This is a genomic window from Caulobacter segnis (assembly GCF_023935105.1).
In the GTDB taxonomy this organism is placed as follows: Bacteria; Pseudomonadota; Alphaproteobacteria; order Caulobacterales; family Caulobacteraceae; genus Caulobacter; species Caulobacter segnis_B.
The window spans coordinates 1,955,831-1,974,159 of the sequence record NZ_CP096040.1; the positions used below are offsets into that span (position 1 = coordinate 1,955,831).

Consider the following 18,329-nt stretch of genomic DNA (forward strand, 5'->3'; position numbering starts at 1 on the left):
TTGTCTTGGCGCCGGGGGGCGTTGCGACGCGAGGCGCGGCCTCGTAAGAGCGACAACTCAGCGTTGGCGCCGGCAAGGGCCGGGGTCTTCCGTCACTCGTGTTTTCGTGGGCCTGAATGACCCTTTCGACCATCCTTCTGTACGGGCTGGCCGCCGCCGCGCTCGACCCGACGGCCGCCGCTTCGGCGTCGCCGGCGTCCTTGGCGACTCCACCCGAGGTGGTCGCCGAGGACGACCAGAAGAAGCCGCAGGTCAAGGATGAGGGACCCAACGAGGTCGAGGGCCTGACCATCCAGGCCGATCCGCGTGGCAAGGTCGAGGGCAATATCGAGCCCGAGATCGAGCTGAACGAGGCCGAGATCCAGAGCTTCGGCGCCGCCAGCATCGGCGAGCTGCTGACCATGCTGACCCCGCAGACCACCAGCACGCGCGGCCGCGATAGCAGCGGCGGGCCAGTGCTGTTGGTCAACGGTCGCCGTATCTCGGGCTTCCAAGAGATCCAGGGCGTGCCGCCGGAAGCCATCGAGCGCTTCCAGATCCTGCCGGAGGAGGTCGCGCTCAGTTACGGCTACAAGGCCGACCAGCGGGTCGTGAACATCATCCTGAAGAAGAACTACAACGCCCTGATGGCCCAGGCCCAGGCGACCGTCGCGACCGACGGCGGCCGCGTGGCGCCTGGCGCCGGCGGCAACCGGGTGCATATCAATGGCGACCGGCGCTGGAACCTCGACGTCCAGCTGTCGCACGACCCCTATCTGCTGGAGAAGGATCGCGACATCGTCCGCGCGCCGAACGGCCAGCCGTTCGACCTGGTTGGCAATATCAGCGGGCTAAACGGCGGTGAGATCGATCCCGCGCTCTCGGCCCTGGCGGGCGGCGCGGTGACCTTCGCCGGCGCGCCCGTCGCGACCCAGGCCGGCAAGGCCAGCCTGGCCGATTACGCCGCGAACGCCAACGCCTACAACACCGGTGATCTGACCCGAGACCGCTCGCTGATCTCGCGTTCCGACAAGGCCACGCTGCGCGGTTCCTACAGCCGCGACCTCAACAAGCAGACCCAGTTGACCGTCAGCGGCAACCTGGAAGACACCAGCAGCCACGCGCTGCTGGGTTTGCCGGGCGTGACCTTCACCCTGCCGTCCGCCAGTCCGTTTTCGCCGTTCGCCAACACCGTGACCGGCTATCGCTACATCAATGCGGCGGGCACGATGGCGCGGGACGTCGACACGCTGCGCACCCAGCTCAGCGCCGCCGCCAACGGTCGGTTCAAGGACTGGCGCTGGAACCTGACCGGCGACTTCGACCGCACCAAGACCGACACCACGACCGGGAGGGGCCTGGACGCCTCGGCCTTCCAGGCGGCGGTCGCGGCCGGCGACCCGACGGTCAATCCGTTCGGCGCCATTTCGAGCAGCCTGTACAAGACTGCCGCGGCGGACACGGCCCACTCGGTCTCGACCTCCGCCAGCGCCGAGCTGGTGCTGAACGGCAACCTGTTCCAGCTGCCGGCCGGTCCTCTGCAGACCACGGTCAAGGTCGGCGCCAACAGCAGGGGCCTGGACTCCAAGACGGTCCGTTCCGGCGTGACGACGACGCGCGACATCACCCGCACCACCGAGAGCTTCCAGGGCAGCTTCAACCTGCCGCTGACCAGCACGCGCCAGGACTTCCTGGCCAAGGCTGGCGACCTCTCGGTCAACGTCAACCTCGGCTATGACGACTTGTCGGACCTGGGCGGGCTGACCACCCTGGGCGGCGGCCTGAACTGGAGCCCGATCAAGAAGATCAGCTTCATCGCCAGCTACACCGACGAAGAGGGCGCGCCGACCACCAACCAGATCAACGACCCGCTGGTGGTGACCCCGAACGTCTCGGTGTTCGACTTCACGACCGGCCAGACGGTGTTGATCACCCGCACCGACGGCGGCAACGCCGCTCTGCGCAACGACAATCGCCAGGTCCAGAAGCTGGGCGTGAACTACAAGCCGATCGACAAGGTCGAGCTGACCTTCAACGTCACCTACACGCGGTCCGAGACCAAGAACATGATCGCCGCGTTCCCGGCGATCACCCCGGACCTGGAGGCGGCGTTCCCCGATCGCTTCACGCGCGATTCCACTGGCCGCCTGCTGGCGATCGACGCCCGGCCGGTGAACTTCGCCAGCGCCGAGAGCGAGAACATCCGCTGGGGCTTCAACTTGTTCAAGCCGATCGGCAAGCCGACGCCGGGCGCGATGGGGCGGGGTCGTTTCGGTGGTGGCCCAGGCGGCCCCGGCGGTGGAGGCGGCATGCGCTTCGGTGGCCCTCCAGGCGGCGGTGGCGGCGGTCCGGGCGGGCCCGGCGGTGGTCCGGGCGGCGGTGGTCCGCCGATGGGCATGATGCGGCCTGGGCAGGGCCTGTTCCAGCTGTCGGTCTACCACACCTGGCGGCTGACCGATGAGCTGACCATCCGCAAGGGCCTGCCGGTGCTGGACCAGCTGGACGGCGCGGCGATCAGCGCGCGCGCCGGCCAGGCGCGGCACGAGGTCCAGGTCCAGGGCGGCTACTTCAAGGACGGCCTGGGCATGCGTTTCAACGGAACCTGGAAGGCCTCGACCTGGGTGGACGGCGGCGCGACCGGCGGCCAGACCCTGTACTTCTCAGATCTGGCCACCGTGGGCGTGAACGTCTTCGCCAACTTCAGCGTCCCCGCGCGCAAGAAGGCGGTCGACAAGTTCCCGATCCTGAAGGGCGCGCAAGTGTCGCTGAACTTCGAGAACCTGCTGGACGCCAAGCAAACGGTCCGCGACCAGAACGGCGTCACGCCCCAGGCCTATCAGAAGGACTATCTGGATCCGCTGGGCCGCACGGTGCGGATCAGCTTCCGCAAGTTGCTCAGCTAAGGGCGCGCTGGACGGGTCGGCAGGGCTAACCCGTCCTTAAGCTGTCGGGCGCAGGCTTCTTTTCCCAAACGGCCTGTCTTGGCCGGATCGGAGACCGTCATGGCGATCATGACATCCAGCACCCGCCGCGTGGGCGACCACTTCGAGCCCAGCGACGTCGATCCGCAGGTCCAGCGACGGCTGCGCGGCTATCTCGAGCAGATCGACTACACCGCCTTCGCCTCGAACAAGGCGGTGCTGGGCGCGACCGTCGCTCATGTCGACGCCGAACGCTTCCAGCGCCTGGCCGTCGCCGCCGCCACCGCCCGCGCCAAGTGGGTGGCCGAGGCCGCGGCGATGACCGAGGCGGGAACCACCCTCTCCGAGGCTCAGGTCGCGCGCCTGGCCCACCTTCGCGCGGCCTATGACGAGCTGTCGGCGGTCTACGAGGCCACGCGGCGCATGGTCGAGCGGGGTTACATCGCCTACCGGCCGGCGGCTCAAGGGTAATTTACCCGGATATTATTGACTTCATATTTCATCCGGGTAAAAGGCGCGCTCAAGAACGCTTGAGAGGTCGTCATGTCCGGACGCAAGGCGCTGCTGCGCGCCTATAGGGAACGCAAGGTCGAGGCTGGGATCTACGCCGTGCACTGCCAGGTCACCGGCCAGGCCTGGGTCGGGGCGACGCCGGATCTCTCGACCCGACAGAACGGCGTCTGGTTCTCGCTCCGGCAGGGCTCGCATCGCGAGAAGACCCTGCAGACCGCCTGGAACGCCCACGGCCCTGAAGCCTTCGCGTTCGAGGCGGTCGAGGCGATAGACACCGAGGGGCTGGACAGGTTCGGGCGAGACAGCCGACTGAAGGACCGTCGCGAGCACTGGATCGCGATGCTGAACGCCACGGGGCTGATGTGATGCCGGAAAACGAGAACGGGCGTTACGTGGTTTTCCTCGGCCGGGACCGCGTGGCCGCCGGCTCGCGCCTGGACGCGGCGCTGGCGGCCCAGCGGCTGGCGAGGGAGACGGGCGTCCTGATTTTCGGGCCGGACGGTCGGGGCGTGGACTTCGACCTCAGCGGCGGGCCCGAGGCTCTGTCCGCGCGGCTGGCGCCGCCCGAAGAAGCGCCGCGCGGGCGAGGGCGGCCCAAGCTGGGCGTGACGTCCCGCGAAGTGACGCTGCTGCCGCGCCATTGGGACTGGCTGGCCAGCCAGCCGGGCGGGGCGTCGGTGGCGCTGCGCAAGCTGGTCGAGGCCGCCCGCCGTGAAAGCGAAGGTCCCGATCGCATCCGTGCGGCGCGCGAGGCGGCCTACCGTTTCGCCTCGGCGATCGGCGGGGACCTGCCGGGCTTCGAGGAGGCGATGCGGGCCCTGTTCGCCGGCGACGACGCCGCCTTCGAAGCGCGGATCCAGGCCTGGCCGGCCGGCATCGCCGCCCAGTTGCGCACCTATGCCGCCGAGGCTTTCGGGGCGGACTAACCGCCGGACTTGGCCACGATTTCGTCCAGCACCGCCTTGTAGGCCGCCTCGAACGGGGCCTTGTCGCTGTCGGGCTTGGCCGGCCACAGGGGACGCAGGGCGGCGGTGCGGGCGGCGGCGTCGCGCAGCCAGGCCGGATCGGCCTTGGCCAGCTTGGCGACTCGCGCCTCGACCTCGGCCTTGGGACGGCCGTCATAGGCCAGCAGCGAGCGCAGCGCCCACAGCGCTTGCTCGTCAGGATTGGGCTTCGCCGACCCCGGCGCGCGGTGGGTCGTCCAGCGGATGGCGTCGACCAGTTGGGCGCGATAGCGCGGGTCGTCCCAGGTGCTGGGCGTGTGGCCCAGATTGGTGTGGTAGAGGCGGCCCTGGCCGATCTGGCGGGTCCAGGTGATCGGCACGAACCAGGGACGCTTCAGCGCCGTCTCGGTGAAGTCCAGGGCCTGCAACGCACGAACCTTGGCGGGGTCATAGTCTGAGTACTGATAGATTTCCTCGGCATAGGCGAAGCGGGCCGGCCAGGCGGCGGTGAGCGGGTCCTTTCCACCCAGAGCCTGGACGGTGATCGGCGTGCCCTGCGTCCACGGATGGCCCGCGAACTTGCCGTTGATGAAGGCGGTGTAGGTCTGGCCAGGACCCGTGTAGTCCCAATGGGTGTCGGTCGAGCTGTGCAGGCCGATGAACCCGCCTTTGCCGCTCGCGACCCAGGCCTGGATCGCGGCCCAGTTTTCGGCCGAAATCGGCAGCTCTCCGGTGGTGTAGAAGGCCAGGACGTCGACGTCCTTGAGCTTCTCCGGCGTGATCGTGCGGGCGTCCTGGGTGGACTCGACGGTGAAGGCGCCGGTCTTGGCGGCGATCTCGGCGAGGGCGATCTCGGAGGGAGATGGTCCGTTGCTGTTCTGGGGCCGCGCGACGGGCCGGTGCACGAAGCCCACCGATTGGTCGAGATACAGCAGGCGGATCTTGGCAGGACCAGCCTGGGCGGCGAGCGGCAGGCAAAGCGCGGCGAGCGCCGCGATGAGGGTCGGCAAGCGGGCCATCTTGATCTCAGCTCTTGGGTTGCAGAAGGTCCCAGCGATTGCCGGAAAGGTCCTCGAACACCGCCACCGTGCCGTAGGCTTCGTGGCGGGGCTCCTCCAGGAAGGTGACGCCGGCGGCGGTCATGCGGGCGTGGTCGCCGGCGAAGTCGTCGGTGTGCAGGAACAGCCAGACGCGGCCGCCGCCCTGCTGGCCGATCGCCCGGGCCTGGTCGCCGACCGCCTGGGCCAGCAGGAAGTTCGTGCCGTCACTGCCCGGCGAGACCACCACCCAGCGCTTGCCGTGGCCCATCTCGGTGTCTTCCACCAGCGTGAAGCCCAGCTTGCCGACATAGAAGGCGATCGCCTCGTCGTAGTCGGCGACGAGCAGGGACACGAGGGCGACGCGGCGGGCCATTTGCGACTCCGTATTGGGCGCTGACTGCATAGCATGCGTCAGGCGGTTGTCAGCGTCGGCGTTTTAGAAGGGCTCATCCTCACCACCTCCAAGGAGAAGCTCATGAACCGCTCCCTCGTGCTGACCCTCGCCGCCCTGGCCCTGGCGCCGCTGCCGGCCCTGGCCGACGGCCCGAAGACCAAGGTCACCGACGTGGCCGTCAAGGACATTCCCGCCGCCGTGGTGTCGGTGGTCAAGGCCGCCGCGCCGCGAATGACCATCAAGGAAGCCGAACTGAAGGAGCGCGCCGACCGCCGCTACTACGACGTCGAGGGCGTGATGCCGGACGGTTCGGAGATCGAGTTCGATCTTCTGGAAAGGAACGGCCGCTGGGAGATCGTCGAGACCCAGCGCGACATCGCCTGGTCGACCGCGCCCAAGCTGGTGCGTGACACGGCCGCCGCCTCGGGCAAGGCGATCAAGCCTGTCCGCGTGATCGAGAGCAAGCAGGCCGACGGCATGGTGATCTACGAGCTGTTCGCGGCCGGCAAGCCTGACGAGCCTTCGATGGAAGTCAGCCTCAAGAACGGCCAGGCCAAGGTGCCGGCCGAGGTCTGGCCGCACTAACCGCCCGAATACCCGCCGATGATCGGCAGGATCTCGCCGGTGATGTAGCTCGACGTCTGTGGTGAGGCCAGGAACACGTAGGCCGGCGCGATCTCCTCGGGTTGCGCCGCCCGCTTCATCGGGGTCTTGGCCCCGAATTCCGCCACCTGCGGTCCCAGCTTGTCGGCGGGGTTCAGCGGGGTCCAGACCGGGCCCGGCGCCACGGCGTTCACGCGGATGCCCTTGTCGATCAGATGGGTGGCCAGCGACCGGGTGAAGGCGTGAATGCCGCCCTTGGTCATCGAGTAGTCGAGCAGGTCCTTGTTGCCCAGCAGGCCGGTGACCGAGCCGGTGTTGATGATCGAACCGCCGTTGGGCAGGTGCTTCACCGCCGCCTTGGCCATGTGGAAATAGCCATAGAGGTTGGTCCGCAGGGTGCGGTCGAAATGCTCTTCGGTCAGGTCCTCGAAGTCGGTGACGTGCTCCTGGAAAGCCGCGTTGTTGACCAGGATGTCCAGATGGCCCAGCTCGGCCACGGTCTTCTCGACCGCCGCCTTGGCGTAGGCCGGGTCGGCGACGTCGCCAGGCAGCAGGATGGCGCGGCGGCCCTCCAGCTCCACCGCCAGGCGGGTTTCCTCGGCGTCGCGATCCTCGGACAAATAGGCGATGGCCACGTCCGCGCCCTCGCGGGCGAACAGCACCGCCACGGCGCGGCCGATGCCGCTATCGGCCCCCGTGATCAGGGCGACCTTGCCCTCCAGCTTGCCCGAGCCCTTGTAGAACGGGGCGTCGTACATCGGGGCCGGATCCAGCTTCCACTCCTCGCCTGGCTTGGCCTGGTGCTGCTCGGGGAAGGGCGGGGCAGGGTAGCGTCGGGCGCCGGCCTGCATCGCCTGGTCCTTCTTCCCCTTGGGCTCGAACGAGCGCGCCTCCTTGGCGTCCAGTGGGGCCTGGATGTCGCGCTCGGCCTGGGCGGCGCGGTCGGCGGTGGTCTCGAACTCGGGGGTCTGGGTCTCGGCCATGGCGCGCTCCTGAGAAACTGAGCCCGGAAAACCACTGGGCCGGCGCGATGTTCCAACCGTCACCAAATGCGGGTTGCCCGGAAAACGGGCATGCGCCACTTTGCGCGCCTTCTTTCACTCCCTCCTTTTTGACCCTGGGGTGACGACCATGCCGCGCGACGCGGCCGGGACGGCGTTCCCCCCGGAGCAGCCGCGCGGCCCTATTCTGAGCGACCTCATCGATCTGCTCCGCCTGGCGGGGCCGGTGGTGCTGTCGCGCCTGGGCATCATGGTCATGGGCCTGACCGACGCCATCGTCGTCGGCCACTTCTCGGCCCGCCAGCTGGGTTTCCACGCCATGGCCTGGGCACCGTCCTCGATCTTCATCACCATGAACGTCGGCCTCCTGGTCGGGGTGCAGGTGATGACCGCCCGCGCGATCGGGGCGGGCAAGCGCCACGAGACCGGCGCGGTGTTGCGGCGGGGGCTGAGCTACGGCCTATGGCTGGGCCTGGGGTCTATGGCGCTGCTGGCGCTGTTCGGGCCGCTGTTCCTGCACAGCATGGGCCTGAAGGACGGCCTGGCCGACGGCGCGACCCTGCCGCTGATCGTCTTCTCGCTGTCGCTGCCGATCTATTCGGTGTCGGTGGCGCTGACCTTCTGGCTGGAGGGCCTGGGCCGGCCGGGGCCTGGCGCGGTGTTCATGTGGCTGGCCAACATCGTCAACCTGGGCGCCAACCTGCTGTTCGTGCCGGGGACCTTCGGCCTGCCGGCGATGGGAGCGACGGGCGGCGCCTGGTCGACCTTCGTGGCGCGGCTGGCCCTGGCGGCGGCCTTGGCCGTCTACGTGGCCAGGATGAAGGAGGCGCGTGAGCTGGGCGTCTTCGACAAGCCGGCCCGCGACCGACCGGCCGAGGCCGAGCAGCGCAAGATCGGCTATGGGGCCGGCGCGTCGAACTTCTTCGAGGTCTCGGCCTTCGCCGGCATGAACCTGATCTGCGGCTGGATCGGCGGGTTGGCCGTGGCCGCCTACGCGGTGGTGCTGAACGTCTCGGCGATCGTCTTCATGGTCCCCCTGGGCGTGGCGACGGCGACCGCCGTGCTGGTGGGCCGAGCCTATGGCGCGCGCGACCCCGAGGGCATGAAGCGGGCCGGCTGGATCGCCTTCGCCGTGATCGCGGTGGTCGGGACGCTGTTTGGCCTGCTGCTCTATCCGACCAAGCATTGGGTGGCCCTGGCCTACACCACCGACCCGGCGGCCCTGACCCTGATCCTGCCGGCCATGGCGCTGAGTTGCCTGTTCTTCGCGCCAGACGCGGTGCAGGTCGTGGCGGCCCAGGCGCTGCGGGCGCGGGGCGAGGTGTGGATCCCGACGATCACCCACCTGATCAGCTACGCCCTGGTGATGGGGCCGCTGGCCTGGTGGCTGGCCATCCCGCGCGGCATGGGCCTGAACGGGGTGCTGGTGTCGATTATCGTCACCAGCTTTCTGGCGGCGGCGTTCCTGCTGACGCGATTCCGGATGCTGGACTGGCGGGACCGGAGGAACGCTCGGTAGCGCCGTCCCCGACGGCGGATCTACGCCCCCAGGATCCAGCCTTCCTCGGTCTCGGCCGCGGCCAGGGCGTCGTCGGCCAGCCCCTTCGGCGCGGCGAAGATCGCGCCCAGCTTGCCGGCCTCGTCCAGCTTGGCGAAGTGTTCGGCCAGGCCGCGCACCTGGGCCAGGTCCTTGACCTCGCTCGCCGCCGGAACGGCCTTGATCAGCGACGGATAGACCTCGGCCACCACCACGGCGACGCCGTCGAGGTCGGCGTCGGTGAGGGCCTTGAAGCCGGTCTCGAACGGCCAAACGCGAACAGCCTCGCCGCGCGCGTCTTTCAGGCGGCGCACGGCCGGGATGCCGACGATCGCCTGACCGCCGACCGAGCCGTTGTAATAGAGCTTCCAGATCGAGTGCGCGCCTTTCGCGGCCTCGTCGGCATGGCGAAACTCCGGCAGATCGTCGGGACCGTGCTCGCGCGGGCGCTTGGGCTGCAGCGTGGTCAGGGCGTCCTTCGGCGGGCAGCCCCAGAACGGGAAGGGGCCGCCGGTCAGGCGGCGGTTGATCTCCGACCCGACGCCGAAGCGGTTGTTGGTGTTGTCGGCCTTGTCCTTGACCATCTTGGCCAGCTGGTCCCAGACCGCGCGCCAGCGGGTGTCTCCCGGCAGGGCAAGCGCCTGCGAGAGCCCACGCGGGAAGCCCAGCGGGAAGTCGAAGCCGACAAGGGCCCGCTCACCGCGCTTCTTCAGGTCGTCGAGGATGGCCGCCAGCCGGGTCTCGGCCTCGGTGCGGGTGGCCGGATTGTAGCTCTCGAACGTCAAGCGAAAGCGCACGTCGCGCTTGAGGACGCCGATCCAGATGGAATCCGCGCCCGTCGTCGGCTTGGCGGCCGCGCTCCAGTCGACGATCACATAGGCGCTGAACAGACGCGACACGGCCCGCGGCTCCGTGAGGGAAGGAAGCCGCGCTTCTACCCCGTCGACAGCCTCAAGGCGAGCCTAGGAAAGCGCTTGACGCCCGATATCAGGCGGCGTCGCGCACTTCCTTGGCCGGGCCGATCGGGCGGCCTTCGCGGGCGAACCAGCGGATCGGCGGCTCGCAGGCCGGGCCCAGGGCCGCGCGGACGATGGCGGGCGGGCGGCGCTCTTCCGGGGTCATGAACAGGCCGTTGGTCTTCAGCTTCAGGCCGGCGACCTTGTGGGCGCCCAGCATGGTCAGCGGCACGGCCAAAACGAGGCCCATCAGGATGGGGGCGGTCGAGGTGAACAGGTCCGGCGTGAACCAGAAGACGCCGCCCAGCACCAGGCCCGTGGCGCTGATCCAGCCCATGGCGGCGCAGGCCTCCTTGAAGGCGACCTTGTCGGCGTCGCGGCGCTGGGTGGCCCAGCCGCCGACCTTGCCGGCCAGGATCTCGACGATGGCGCGGGTCTGGGTGAACATCAGCATCGGGGCGACCAGGGCCGAGAACAGCATCTCGACGGCCAGGCCGGCGGCCACGCGGCGCTTGCCGCCGAAGCCCTTGATCTCGCTCTTGCGCGACAGGACCAGGATCGAGCCCAGGATCTTGGGGCCGAACAGCAGCACGAAGGTGATGATCATGGCCCAGGCGGTGGCCTGGATCTCGCGCCAGTCGATCAGCGCGTGGGCGGCGGCCTGCAGGTCGGCCATGGTGAAGGCCGCCTTCTTCAGCTCGGGCATCAGGGCGCGCGAGGTGATGCCGGCGCTCAGGGCGATGAACCACAGCGGCGACAGGGCATAGCTCAGCACGCCGATCACCAGGTGCAGGCGGCTCATCCAGTGCAGGCCGGGCAGGGTGACCAGCGGCACGTGCTGGACGTTGCCCCGGCACCAGCGGCGGTCACGGGTGGCGAAGTCCAGCAGGTTCGAGGGGCTCTCCTCGTACGAGCCTTCCAGATAGGGCGCCAGGTGGACGCTCCAGCCGCCGCGGCGCAGCAGGGCGCTTTCCAGGGCGTCGTGGCTCATGACCTCGCCGCCGAACGGCTTGGGGCCAGCCAGGTGCGGCAGGCCGCAGGTCTCGGCGAAGGCGCGGGTGCGGACGATGGCGTTGTGGCCCCAGAACGAGCTCTCCGAGCCCGACCACCAGGCCAGGCCCGTCCAGGCGACGCGGCCGTACAGGCGCGTAGCGAACTGCAGGGTGCGGGCGAAGATCGTCTGGGCGTTGATGATCATCGGCATGGTCTGGATCAGGCCGGCGCCCGGGTGACGCTCCATGGCGTCGGCCAGACGGACCATGGCCTCGCCGGTCATCAGGCTGTCGGCGTCCAGCACCAGCATGTGCTCGTAGGCGCTACCCCAGCGGCGCACCCAGTCGGCGACATTGCCGGCCTTGCGGCCCGTGTTTTCCTTGCGGACGCGGTAGAAGACGTTGCTGTGGGCCTCGCGGCGGAAGCGGGCGAAGCAGGCCTGCTCGGCCAGGGCCACCTGGGCGTCACGGGTGTCGCTGAGCACGAAGATGTCGAAGTGGCGGCTCATGCCTGTCTCGGCGATCGAGGCGTCCATGGCGCGCAGGCGGGCGAAGACGCCGGCGGCGTCCTCGTTGTGCACCGGCATCAGGATGGCGGTGCGGGTGTGCAGCTTGGGCATCGGGGCCTCGCCGTCGATGCCCAGCGGATCCTTGGGCTTGCCCAGCAGGATGACGAAGCCGGCCACGGCCGTGCAGAACCACAGCGACAGCGCCAGGAACAGCGGGGCCAGCAGGGTCAGGACCACGCCTTCCAGGTGCGTGACGCCGCCCAGGGCCACGGTGTCGAAGGTGGCCTTCCAGCCGGCGAAACCCATGACGATCGTCGCCAGGGCCACGACCCAGCGGCGGAAGGTCATGTCGGCGACCACGGCGGCGGCGCGGCGCGAGCCGCCCTGCCAGAAGCCCAGGGGCTGGACCGGCATGGCCAGCGGCGCTTCGGCCGGGATTTCGACGGTCTCGCGGCGAACGACCTGATCGAGGGTCACGCTCGTGGAGGAGCGCACGTCGAAGAGGGCGGAGCGATCGCTCATATCGTCAGATCTCGGACTTTTCCGGCGAGCCGGGCTCTCTCCGCGCGTTTCGACGCCGAGAGCCTCTTTCCGCCCCGCCGCGCCTCCGCTAGGGGAAGGCGATGGGGTGTGTGACGGCTCCGTGACGGTCGAAAACCGGCGTGGAGAGCCGCCGGTCGTTTCTTAGAGTAAAACTTCGATCACAAATTCGCTACCGGAAATCACATCGATTTCGCAGTTGCGAGAAAAATTATGGGAAACGCGTCGCGCGAGCGGCGCTCGCTCGTCTGGGGAATTTTTGTAAAGCTATGAATTTTCGATATTTTGTCGCCGCGATCACTATCCTGGGCCTCGCCGCGTGCGGAAAAGCTTCACAGGAAGCTCCGTCACATCCGGCCGCCGTTCAGGCCATGCCGTCGACGGAATCGCTGCCGGCCTATGACGCCCAGGGGGTGATTTCGAGCCTCGATGGCCAGATTCTCACGCTCGATCACGACGGCGCGAGCACTGCGGGCCTCAAGCCGGGACGCGACCAGTTCAAGGTCTATGCGGATGTGATCGCCGAGGCGCCGATCACGCCGGGCGCGCGGGTGAAGTTCCAGTTCAAGAAGACGCCGACGGGGCTCGAGGTTTCGAAGCTCGAACCCCGCGACTGATAGCCTCTAGGCCAGCTTCACCAGCATCTTCCCGAGGTTCTCGCCAGAGAACAGCTTGAGGAACGCGTCTGGAGCGCGCTCGACGCCTTCCTCGACGGTCTCGTTCCACTTGATCTTCCCGGCCTTGATCCACTCGCCCATGTCCTTGGCGAACTGCGGGTAGAGGTCGTAGTGGTTCGAGACGATGAAGCCCTCCAGGCGCAGGCTCTTGCCCACGGCCAGGATGATGTTCGGCGGGCCCTCGGGCTTACCGGTCTCATTGTATTGCGAGATCATCCCGCATAGGGCGAAGCGGGCGAACGGGCGGGCCGAGTTCAGGGCTGCCTCCAGGTGCACGCCGCCGACGTTCTCGAAATAGACGTCGATGCCCTTGGGGGCGACCTTGGCCAGTTCGGCGACGACGTCGGGCGTGGCCTTGTAGTCGATCACGTGGTCGACGCCGATCGACTTCAGGAACGCCACCTTCTCCGGGCCGCCGGCCGAGCCGATCACGGTATGGCCCTTCAGCTTGGCGATCTGGCAGACGACCGAGCCCACCGCGCCGGCGGCGGCCGAGACGAAGACCACATCGCCGTCCTTCAGCGCCGCCACGCGTAGCAAGCCCGCATAGGCCGTCATGCCCGGCATGCCGGCCACGCCCAGGAAGGCCTGGGGCGGGACGCCCTGGGTGTCGATCTTGGTGATGGCGCCCATGCCGGCGGCGGCCAGCGCCTTGGGATTGGCGTTGAAGCCCTCGCGCCAGCCGAACATCGAGCTGACGACGTCGCCCGGCTTGAAGTCGGGGTCGTTGGAAGCGGTGATCTCGCCAATCGCGCCGCCCTGCAGGGCCTGGCCGATCTGGAACGGCGGCACATAGCTGGGACGGTCGTACATGCGGCCGCGCATGTACGGATCGACCGACATCCAGAGGTTCTTCACCTGCACCTCGCCGTCGCCCGGCGCCGGCAGCTCGACGGTCGCCAGTTCGAAGTCGGAGGCCTTGGGCAGGCCCACGGGACGGCTCTTCAGGCGGATTTCGCGCGACGTGGTCATGATGTTCCTCCCCTTGGCTGCGCCAAGCGTTGCAAATTTAAACGGATGTTTAGCGCGCCCTTACGGAAGGCTCTAGTCCTTCTATGCGCTAGCGAAGCGCGGTAGACAGTCGGGATGATCCAGGACTTGAAGGCAGGCGTCGTCGGCGCCGGTGTGTTCGGCGGCTATCACGCCAAGAAGTACGTCGAGCTGAAAGGGGTGACCCTGGTTGGCGTCTACGACGTCGACCTCGCGCGCGCCGAGGCGCTGGCGGGTCCGCTGGGCGCCCAGGCCTTCGACGGCATCGACGCCTTCCTGGCCGCCGTCGACGTGGTCACCGTCGCCGCGCCGGCCGTCCATCACGCCGCGCCCGCCCTGGCGGCGCTGAAGGCGGGCAAGCCGGTCTATTCGGAAAAGCCTCTGGCCGTATCGCCCGAGGACGCCGACCGGATGGTCGCCGCGGCGGCCAAGGCCGGGGTGCCGCTGGCTTGCGGCCACCAGGAGCGCGTGGTGTTCCAGGCCATGGGCCTGCTGGACATCCCCGAGCAGCCGCTGCGCCTCGAGGCGGTCCGTCGCGGCACGCCGTCCGACCGCAACCTCGACGTCTCGGTGGTGCTGGACCTGATGATCCACGACATCGACCTGGCTCTGGCGCTCTGCGACGGCCAGCCGATCGCGGTGGAAGGCGAGGGGGCGATCACCCGCTCGACCTCGCTCGATTGGGTCAAGGCCGAGGCCACCTTCGACAACGGCTTCACGGCCGTCTTCGACAGCTCCCGCGTGGCCGAAGCCCGCGAGCGGACGATGAAGGTCGTCTATCCCTCGGGCGAGGTCGAGATCGACTTCCTGGCCCGCACCTTCCGCAATACCACCCCGTTCCCGCTGATCGAGAACTTCACCGAGACCCCGGCCGGCAAGGACCCGCTGGGCCTTTCGGTGGCCGGCTTCCTCAAGGCCGTTCGCGGCGAGGCTCCTCGGCCCGTGGTGACCGGCGAAGAGGCGGCGCGGGCGCTGGACCTGGCCCTGGCCGTCGAGCAGGCGGCGGAAGGTTAGCGAACGGAGCGCCGATGCCGCACGAGGCCTGGCCCGTCGATCCCGGAGCGATCGCGCCGTTCCTGGCGGCGGTGGTCCTGATCGAGCTGACGCCGGGTCCCAACATGGGCTACCTGGCCGGGCTCTCGGCCGTCGAGGGTCGCCGCGCGGGCCTGGTCACCGTGGCCGGGATCACCTGTGGCCTGCTGGTCTACATGCTGGCCTCGGTGGCGGGGGTGACCCAGGTCCTGGGCGCGCATCGTCCGCTGTACGAACTGCTGCGCTGGGCCGGCGTGGCCTATATCGCGTGGCTGGCGCTGGACGCCTGGCGCGGCGGCGAGCGCGCCGAGACGGCGCCCGGCCGCGTCACGGACTGGACCCTGTTCCGCAAGGGACTGTTGGCCAACCTCCTGAACCCGAAGGCGGCGCTGTTCTACGTGACCTTGCTGCCGGGGTTCGTGCAGCCGGGGCACGCCTCGCCCACGACCCAGGCCCTGATCCTGGGCGGCATCCACATCCTGGTCAGCGTCGCCGTACACGGCGGCATCGTGCTGTCGTCCGACGGCCTGGCCCGGCGGATCGCCGCCCTGGGCGACGGCGTCCGGGCGCGGCGGATCTTCGCGGTCGCCCTGCTGGCCACCGCCGTCTGGATCGCTTTCGAGACCCGCCTCAGAGGCTGACCTGGGTCCCCAGCTCGACCACCCGCCCGGGCGGCAGGTGGAAGAAGGTGGTCGGGTCGGCGGCGTTGCGGGTCAGGAAGGTGAACAGCTTGCGCTTCCAACTGGGCAGGGCGTCGCTGGCCGTCGACGGCACGATCGTGCGGCGGCTGACGAAGAACGACGTGCTCATGATGTCGAACTTCAGGCCCTGCTTGCGGCAGGCGGCCAGGGCCTGCGGGATGTTCGGGCTCTCCATGTAACCGTAGCGCAGCGAGATCAGCCACCAGCGGTCGTCGAGGGCTTTGGTCTCGATCCGCTCGGCCTCGGGTACGTAGGGGCGAGTCTCGTTGACGATGGTCAGCAGCACGTTGCGCTCGTGCAGCACCTTGAAGTGCTTGAGGCTGTGCATCAGGGCCGGCGGGGTGGTGTCCGGGTCCGAGGTCAGAAACACGGCGGTGCCCGGCGTCGAGGTCGTCGAGCGACGCAGGATCATCTCGCGGAAATCGCTGAACGGCAGGCCGTCCTTGCTGAGCTTGGCGCGCAGGCGTTCGGTGGCGGTGACGAAGATCGACATCAGCAGGCACAGGCCCGCGCCCAGGGCCAGCGGGGCCCAGCCGCCGGTCAGCACCTTCAGCAGGTTGGCGCTGAAGAAGGTCAGGTCCAGGAGCAGGAGGGGCACGATCAGCGCCAGGGCGGTGGCCAGGCGCCATTTCCAGACGTGGCGCACGACGATGTAGGCCAGCATGGTGGTCACGACCATCGTGCCGGTCACCGAGATCCCGTAGGCGTGAGCCAGGGCCGAGGACGAGCGGAACGACAGCACCACCAGCACGACGCCGACGAACAGCAGCCAGTTGATCGGGGCGACATAGATCTGGCCGGCCTCGGTCTTAGAGGTGATCTTGATGTCCATGCGGGGCAGCAGGCCCAACTGGATGGCTTGCTGGGTCAGGGAGAAGGCCCCGGTGATCACCGCCTGGCTGGCGATAACGGTGGCGACGCCCGAGAACAGGACGAGGGCCAGCCGCCACTGGTGCGGGGCCATCAGGAAAAACCAGTCGGCGTTGGGCAGGGCGGTCCCCGCGGCCTCGGCGGCGGTCAGGGCCTTAGAGGCCAGGGCGGCCTGGCCGAAATAGTTCAGGGCCAGCATCGGCAGGGCCAGACCGAACCACGACAGCTGGATCGGGCCACGCCCGAAGTGGCCCATGTCGGCGGTCAGGGCCTCGGCCCCGGTCACGGTCAAGAACACCGCGCCCATGACCAGGAAGCCTGTCAGGCCGTGGTGGGCCAGGAAATAGATGGCGTAGGTCGGCGAGAGCGCGCCCAGCACGCTGGGGTCGTCCTTGATATGCCAGACGCCCAGAGCGCCCAGGCACAGGAACCAGCAGACCATGATCGGGCCGAAGATGCCGGCCACCTTGGCCGTGCCCTTGGCCTGGAAGCTGAACAGGGCGGTCAGGATCACCAGGCTGACGACGATGACTTCCTGCGTGCCGAACCAGTGCTCGAAGCCCTTGACCGACTTCAGGCCCTCGACCGCCGACAGCACCGACACCGCAGGGGTGATGACGCCGTCGCCGTAGAACAGGGCCGCGCCGATGGCGCCGAGGGCGAAGATCAGGCCGGTGCGGCCCGCCGCGCCCTGCTGGGCCAGGGCCATCAGCGATAGCACCCCGCCTTCGCCCTTGTTGGAGGCGCGCATCAGGAACAGGACGTATTTGACCGTCACGACCAGGATCAGCGCCCACAGGGCCAGGGACAACACGCCCATGATCTCGGGACGGACCAGGCCATCGCGGGCGGCCTCGGCCAGCGCGTCGCGGAAGGCGTAGAGGGGGCTGGTGCCGATGTCGCCGAACACCACGCCCACGCTGCCCAGCGCCAACGGCCAGAAACGCGCCGCCGCGTGACCGTGATGTGAGGCTTCGATTGTGGGGGTGACAGAGTCGGACGCGGCGAGGGGTTCTTTACCCGCCATCTAAAGCTCGAGGCTCCAAAGCGCCGGCTCTGGTCCGGCTGGCGGCGCTTTACGCCCGCGTTTGCGTTGCAGCAATCGAAAAGGCGAAATTCTCGAAAGCGTGATCCCGGCGCTTAGTCGTCCAGGTCGAACGGCAGTTCGTCCTGATCACTGGCGGTTTCGCGGCGGGCCTTCGAGACCGGCTTGTAGCTCGGTTCCGGTTCCGGCGGCGGGGTGGGCGCGATGTCCTCGTCGTCCCAGGGCGGATCGCCGAACATGTCCAGCTCGGCCTCACGAGCGGGCGGCTGGGGGGCGGCCGTGGCCGGAGGGGGCGCGGTCGGGCGCGAGATCGGCTGGGCGGCGGCCAGTGGAACATCGTCAAACGACGAGCGGCGTGCCAGCGGCGGCGGGGTGTCGGGCAGGGGAGGTGGCGGCCGGACGTCGTCATCGTCCGTCGCGTCATCGTCCATCTCGTCATCGAACGGCTTGGAAAGCGGCGCGGGCGCGGCGGCGGCCGGACGTGGCGCGACCGGCGCGGCGGCGGGCTGTGCGGCGGGCGCGGGGCGAGGGGGCAGAGGGCGGCGGACGATGGCCTCGCAGCGGGCCAGCCAGCGGTTGGCTTCCTGCACCAGTTCGGCCGGCGAGCGGCTCTCGCGGCGCAGCTCGTCGCCCGGGACCCAAAGCTCGAGCGCGAAGTCGGGGTGGCGCGGATCGTCGAACACCAGCCGCAGGGTGACGGTCTCGGCCTGAGGCGACACGTGGTCTATGGCCCGGCGGCCCTCGCCCCGGAACACCCGGCCCATCACCTGGCCGTCGATCAGCAGCTCGGCGCCCATCAGTTCGTCCAGGCGATAGACCAGACACCAGCCGCCCCGGTCCCAGGCCACGGCCATCAGGTTGGTGGCGAACGAGAAGCCGGCCCCGCGGCCGCGACCACGCGCCACGACCACCCCTTCGGGCTCGCCCTTCAGGACGTTGCGCAGGGCCCGGCGGATGCGCCGGTCCTCGTCGCCATACCAGATGGCCAGGCTGCCCAGGAACGTCACCGCCGAGCCGGCGATGGCCACGAACAGCAAAAGACGCGCGAGTTCGCTCATAGTGGAGGGCAGGCTAGCGAGAGTCCT

Annotated in this window: 17 protein-coding genes; 9 read left to right on the plus strand and 8 right to left on the minus strand. The window is 68.9% G+C overall.

What is annotated here, in order from left to right; translation table 11 throughout:
- Positions 1-116: 116 nt before the first annotated feature.
- The 4 genes from MZV50_RS09535 to MZV50_RS09550 all read left to right on the plus strand — a co-directional run bounded on the left by MZV50_RS09535 (position 117) and on the right by MZV50_RS09550 (position 4,339).
- Entirely contained in the window at positions 117-2,882 is a 2,766-nt protein-coding gene (locus MZV50_RS09535) for a TonB-dependent receptor (RefSeq protein WP_252634226.1), read from the plus strand.
- Between the two features lie 99 nt (positions 2,883-2,981).
- Positions 2,982-3,371: a hypothetical protein gene (locus tag MZV50_RS09540; RefSeq protein ID WP_252634228.1), complete on the plus strand. Its 390-nt coding sequence runs from the start codon at positions 2,982-2,984 to the stop codon at positions 3,369-3,371.
- Positions 3,372-3,443: 72 nt separating this feature from the next.
- Entirely contained in the window at positions 3,444-3,779 is a 336-nt protein-coding gene (locus tag MZV50_RS09545; protein WP_252634230.1) for a GIY-YIG nuclease family protein, read from the plus strand.
- Entirely contained in the window at positions 3,779-4,339 is a 561-nt protein-coding gene (locus MZV50_RS09550) for a DUF2239 family protein (RefSeq protein WP_252634231.1), read from the plus strand. The genes MZV50_RS09545 and MZV50_RS09550 overlap by 1 nt, the downstream gene beginning before the upstream one ends.
- On the opposite strand, the gene MZV50_RS09555 is transcribed toward MZV50_RS09550, so the two are convergent.
- Together MZV50_RS09555 and MZV50_RS09560 are read right to left on the minus strand one after the other, a co-directional pair.
- A complete protein-coding gene (locus MZV50_RS09555; protein ID WP_252634232.1) occupies positions 4,336-5,376 on the minus strand; it encodes a ThuA domain-containing protein in 1,041 nt (346 codons plus the stop codon). The genes MZV50_RS09550 and MZV50_RS09555 overlap by 4 nt on opposite strands.
- 7 nt (positions 5,377-5,383) lie before the next feature.
- A complete protein-coding gene (locus MZV50_RS09560; protein ID WP_252634234.1) occupies positions 5,384-5,770 on the minus strand; it encodes a VOC family protein in 387 nt (128 codons plus the stop codon).
- Between the two features lie 102 nt (positions 5,771-5,872).
- Between MZV50_RS09560 and MZV50_RS09565 the strand changes: the two genes are divergently transcribed.
- Positions 5,873-6,376: a hypothetical protein gene (locus MZV50_RS09565; RefSeq protein ID WP_252634236.1), complete on the plus strand. Its 504-nt coding sequence runs from the start codon at positions 5,873-5,875 to the stop codon at positions 6,374-6,376.
- On the opposite strand, the gene MZV50_RS09570 is transcribed toward MZV50_RS09565, so the two are convergent.
- Complete coding sequence (locus MZV50_RS09570; protein ID WP_252634238.1) at positions 6,373-7,377, minus strand: SDR family oxidoreductase; 1,005 nt, start codon at positions 7,375-7,377, stop codon at positions 6,373-6,375. The genes MZV50_RS09565 and MZV50_RS09570 overlap by 4 nt on opposite strands.
- Positions 7,378-7,525: 148 nt before the next feature.
- On the opposite strand from MZV50_RS09570, the gene MZV50_RS09575 reads away from it, so the two are divergent.
- On the plus strand, positions 7,526-8,914 hold the full coding sequence (locus MZV50_RS09575) for an MATE family efflux transporter (RefSeq protein ID WP_252634240.1): 1,389 nt from the start codon (positions 7,526-7,528) through the stop codon (positions 8,912-8,914).
- Positions 8,915-8,934: 20 nt separating this feature from the next.
- Here MZV50_RS09575 and MZV50_RS09580 read toward each other — a convergent pair whose 3' ends face one another.
- Positions 8,935-9,831 (minus strand): cobalamin biosynthesis protein CbiG, encoded by an 897-nt coding sequence (locus MZV50_RS09580; protein ID WP_252634241.1) that lies wholly within the window; start codon positions 9,829-9,831, stop codon positions 8,935-8,937.
- A gap of 88 nt (positions 9,832-9,919) precedes the next feature.
- Entirely contained in the window at positions 9,920-11,911 is a 1,992-nt protein-coding gene (gene mdoH / locus MZV50_RS09585; protein ID WP_252634242.1) for a glucans biosynthesis glucosyltransferase MdoH, read from the minus strand.
- Between the two features lie 287 nt (positions 11,912-12,198).
- On the opposite strand from mdoH, the gene MZV50_RS09590 reads away from it, so the two are divergent.
- The gene (locus MZV50_RS09590) at positions 12,199-12,546 is read left to right on the plus strand and encodes a copper-binding protein (protein WP_252634244.1); all 348 of its coding nucleotides are present in this window, start codon (positions 12,199-12,201) and stop codon (positions 12,544-12,546) included.
- Positions 12,547-12,552: 6 nt separating this feature from the next.
- Here MZV50_RS09590 and MZV50_RS09595 read toward each other — a convergent pair whose 3' ends face one another.
- Positions 12,553-13,578, minus strand: a complete 1,026-nt coding sequence (locus MZV50_RS09595) for an NADP-dependent oxidoreductase (RefSeq protein WP_252634246.1) — start codon at positions 13,576-13,578, stop codon at positions 12,553-12,555.
- A gap of 114 nt (positions 13,579-13,692) precedes the next feature.
- On the opposite strand from MZV50_RS09595, the gene MZV50_RS09600 reads away from it, so the two are divergent.
- Positions 13,693-14,610: a Gfo/Idh/MocA family protein gene (locus MZV50_RS09600; protein WP_252634248.1), complete on the plus strand. Its 918-nt coding sequence runs from the start codon at positions 13,693-13,695 to the stop codon at positions 14,608-14,610.
- 14 nt (positions 14,611-14,624) lie between these two features.
- The gene (locus tag MZV50_RS09605; RefSeq protein ID WP_252634250.1) at positions 14,625-15,269 is read left to right on the plus strand and encodes a LysE family translocator; all 645 of its coding nucleotides are present in this window, start codon (positions 14,625-14,627) and stop codon (positions 15,267-15,269) included.
- Here the strand turns inward: MZV50_RS09605 and MZV50_RS09610 are convergent.
- Together MZV50_RS09610 and MZV50_RS09615 are read right to left on the minus strand one after the other, a co-directional pair.
- Entirely contained in the window at positions 15,259-17,133 is a 1,875-nt protein-coding gene (locus MZV50_RS09610; RefSeq protein WP_252634252.1) for a potassium transporter Kup, read from the minus strand. The two genes, MZV50_RS09605 and MZV50_RS09610, sit on opposite strands and share 11 nt — an antisense overlap.
- A 206-nt stretch (positions 17,134-17,339) precedes the next feature.
- Positions 17,340-18,302, minus strand: coding sequence for a hypothetical protein (locus tag MZV50_RS09615; protein ID WP_252634253.1), 963 nt, complete (start codon positions 18,300-18,302; stop codon positions 17,340-17,342).
- Positions 18,303-18,329 lie beyond the last annotated feature (27 nt).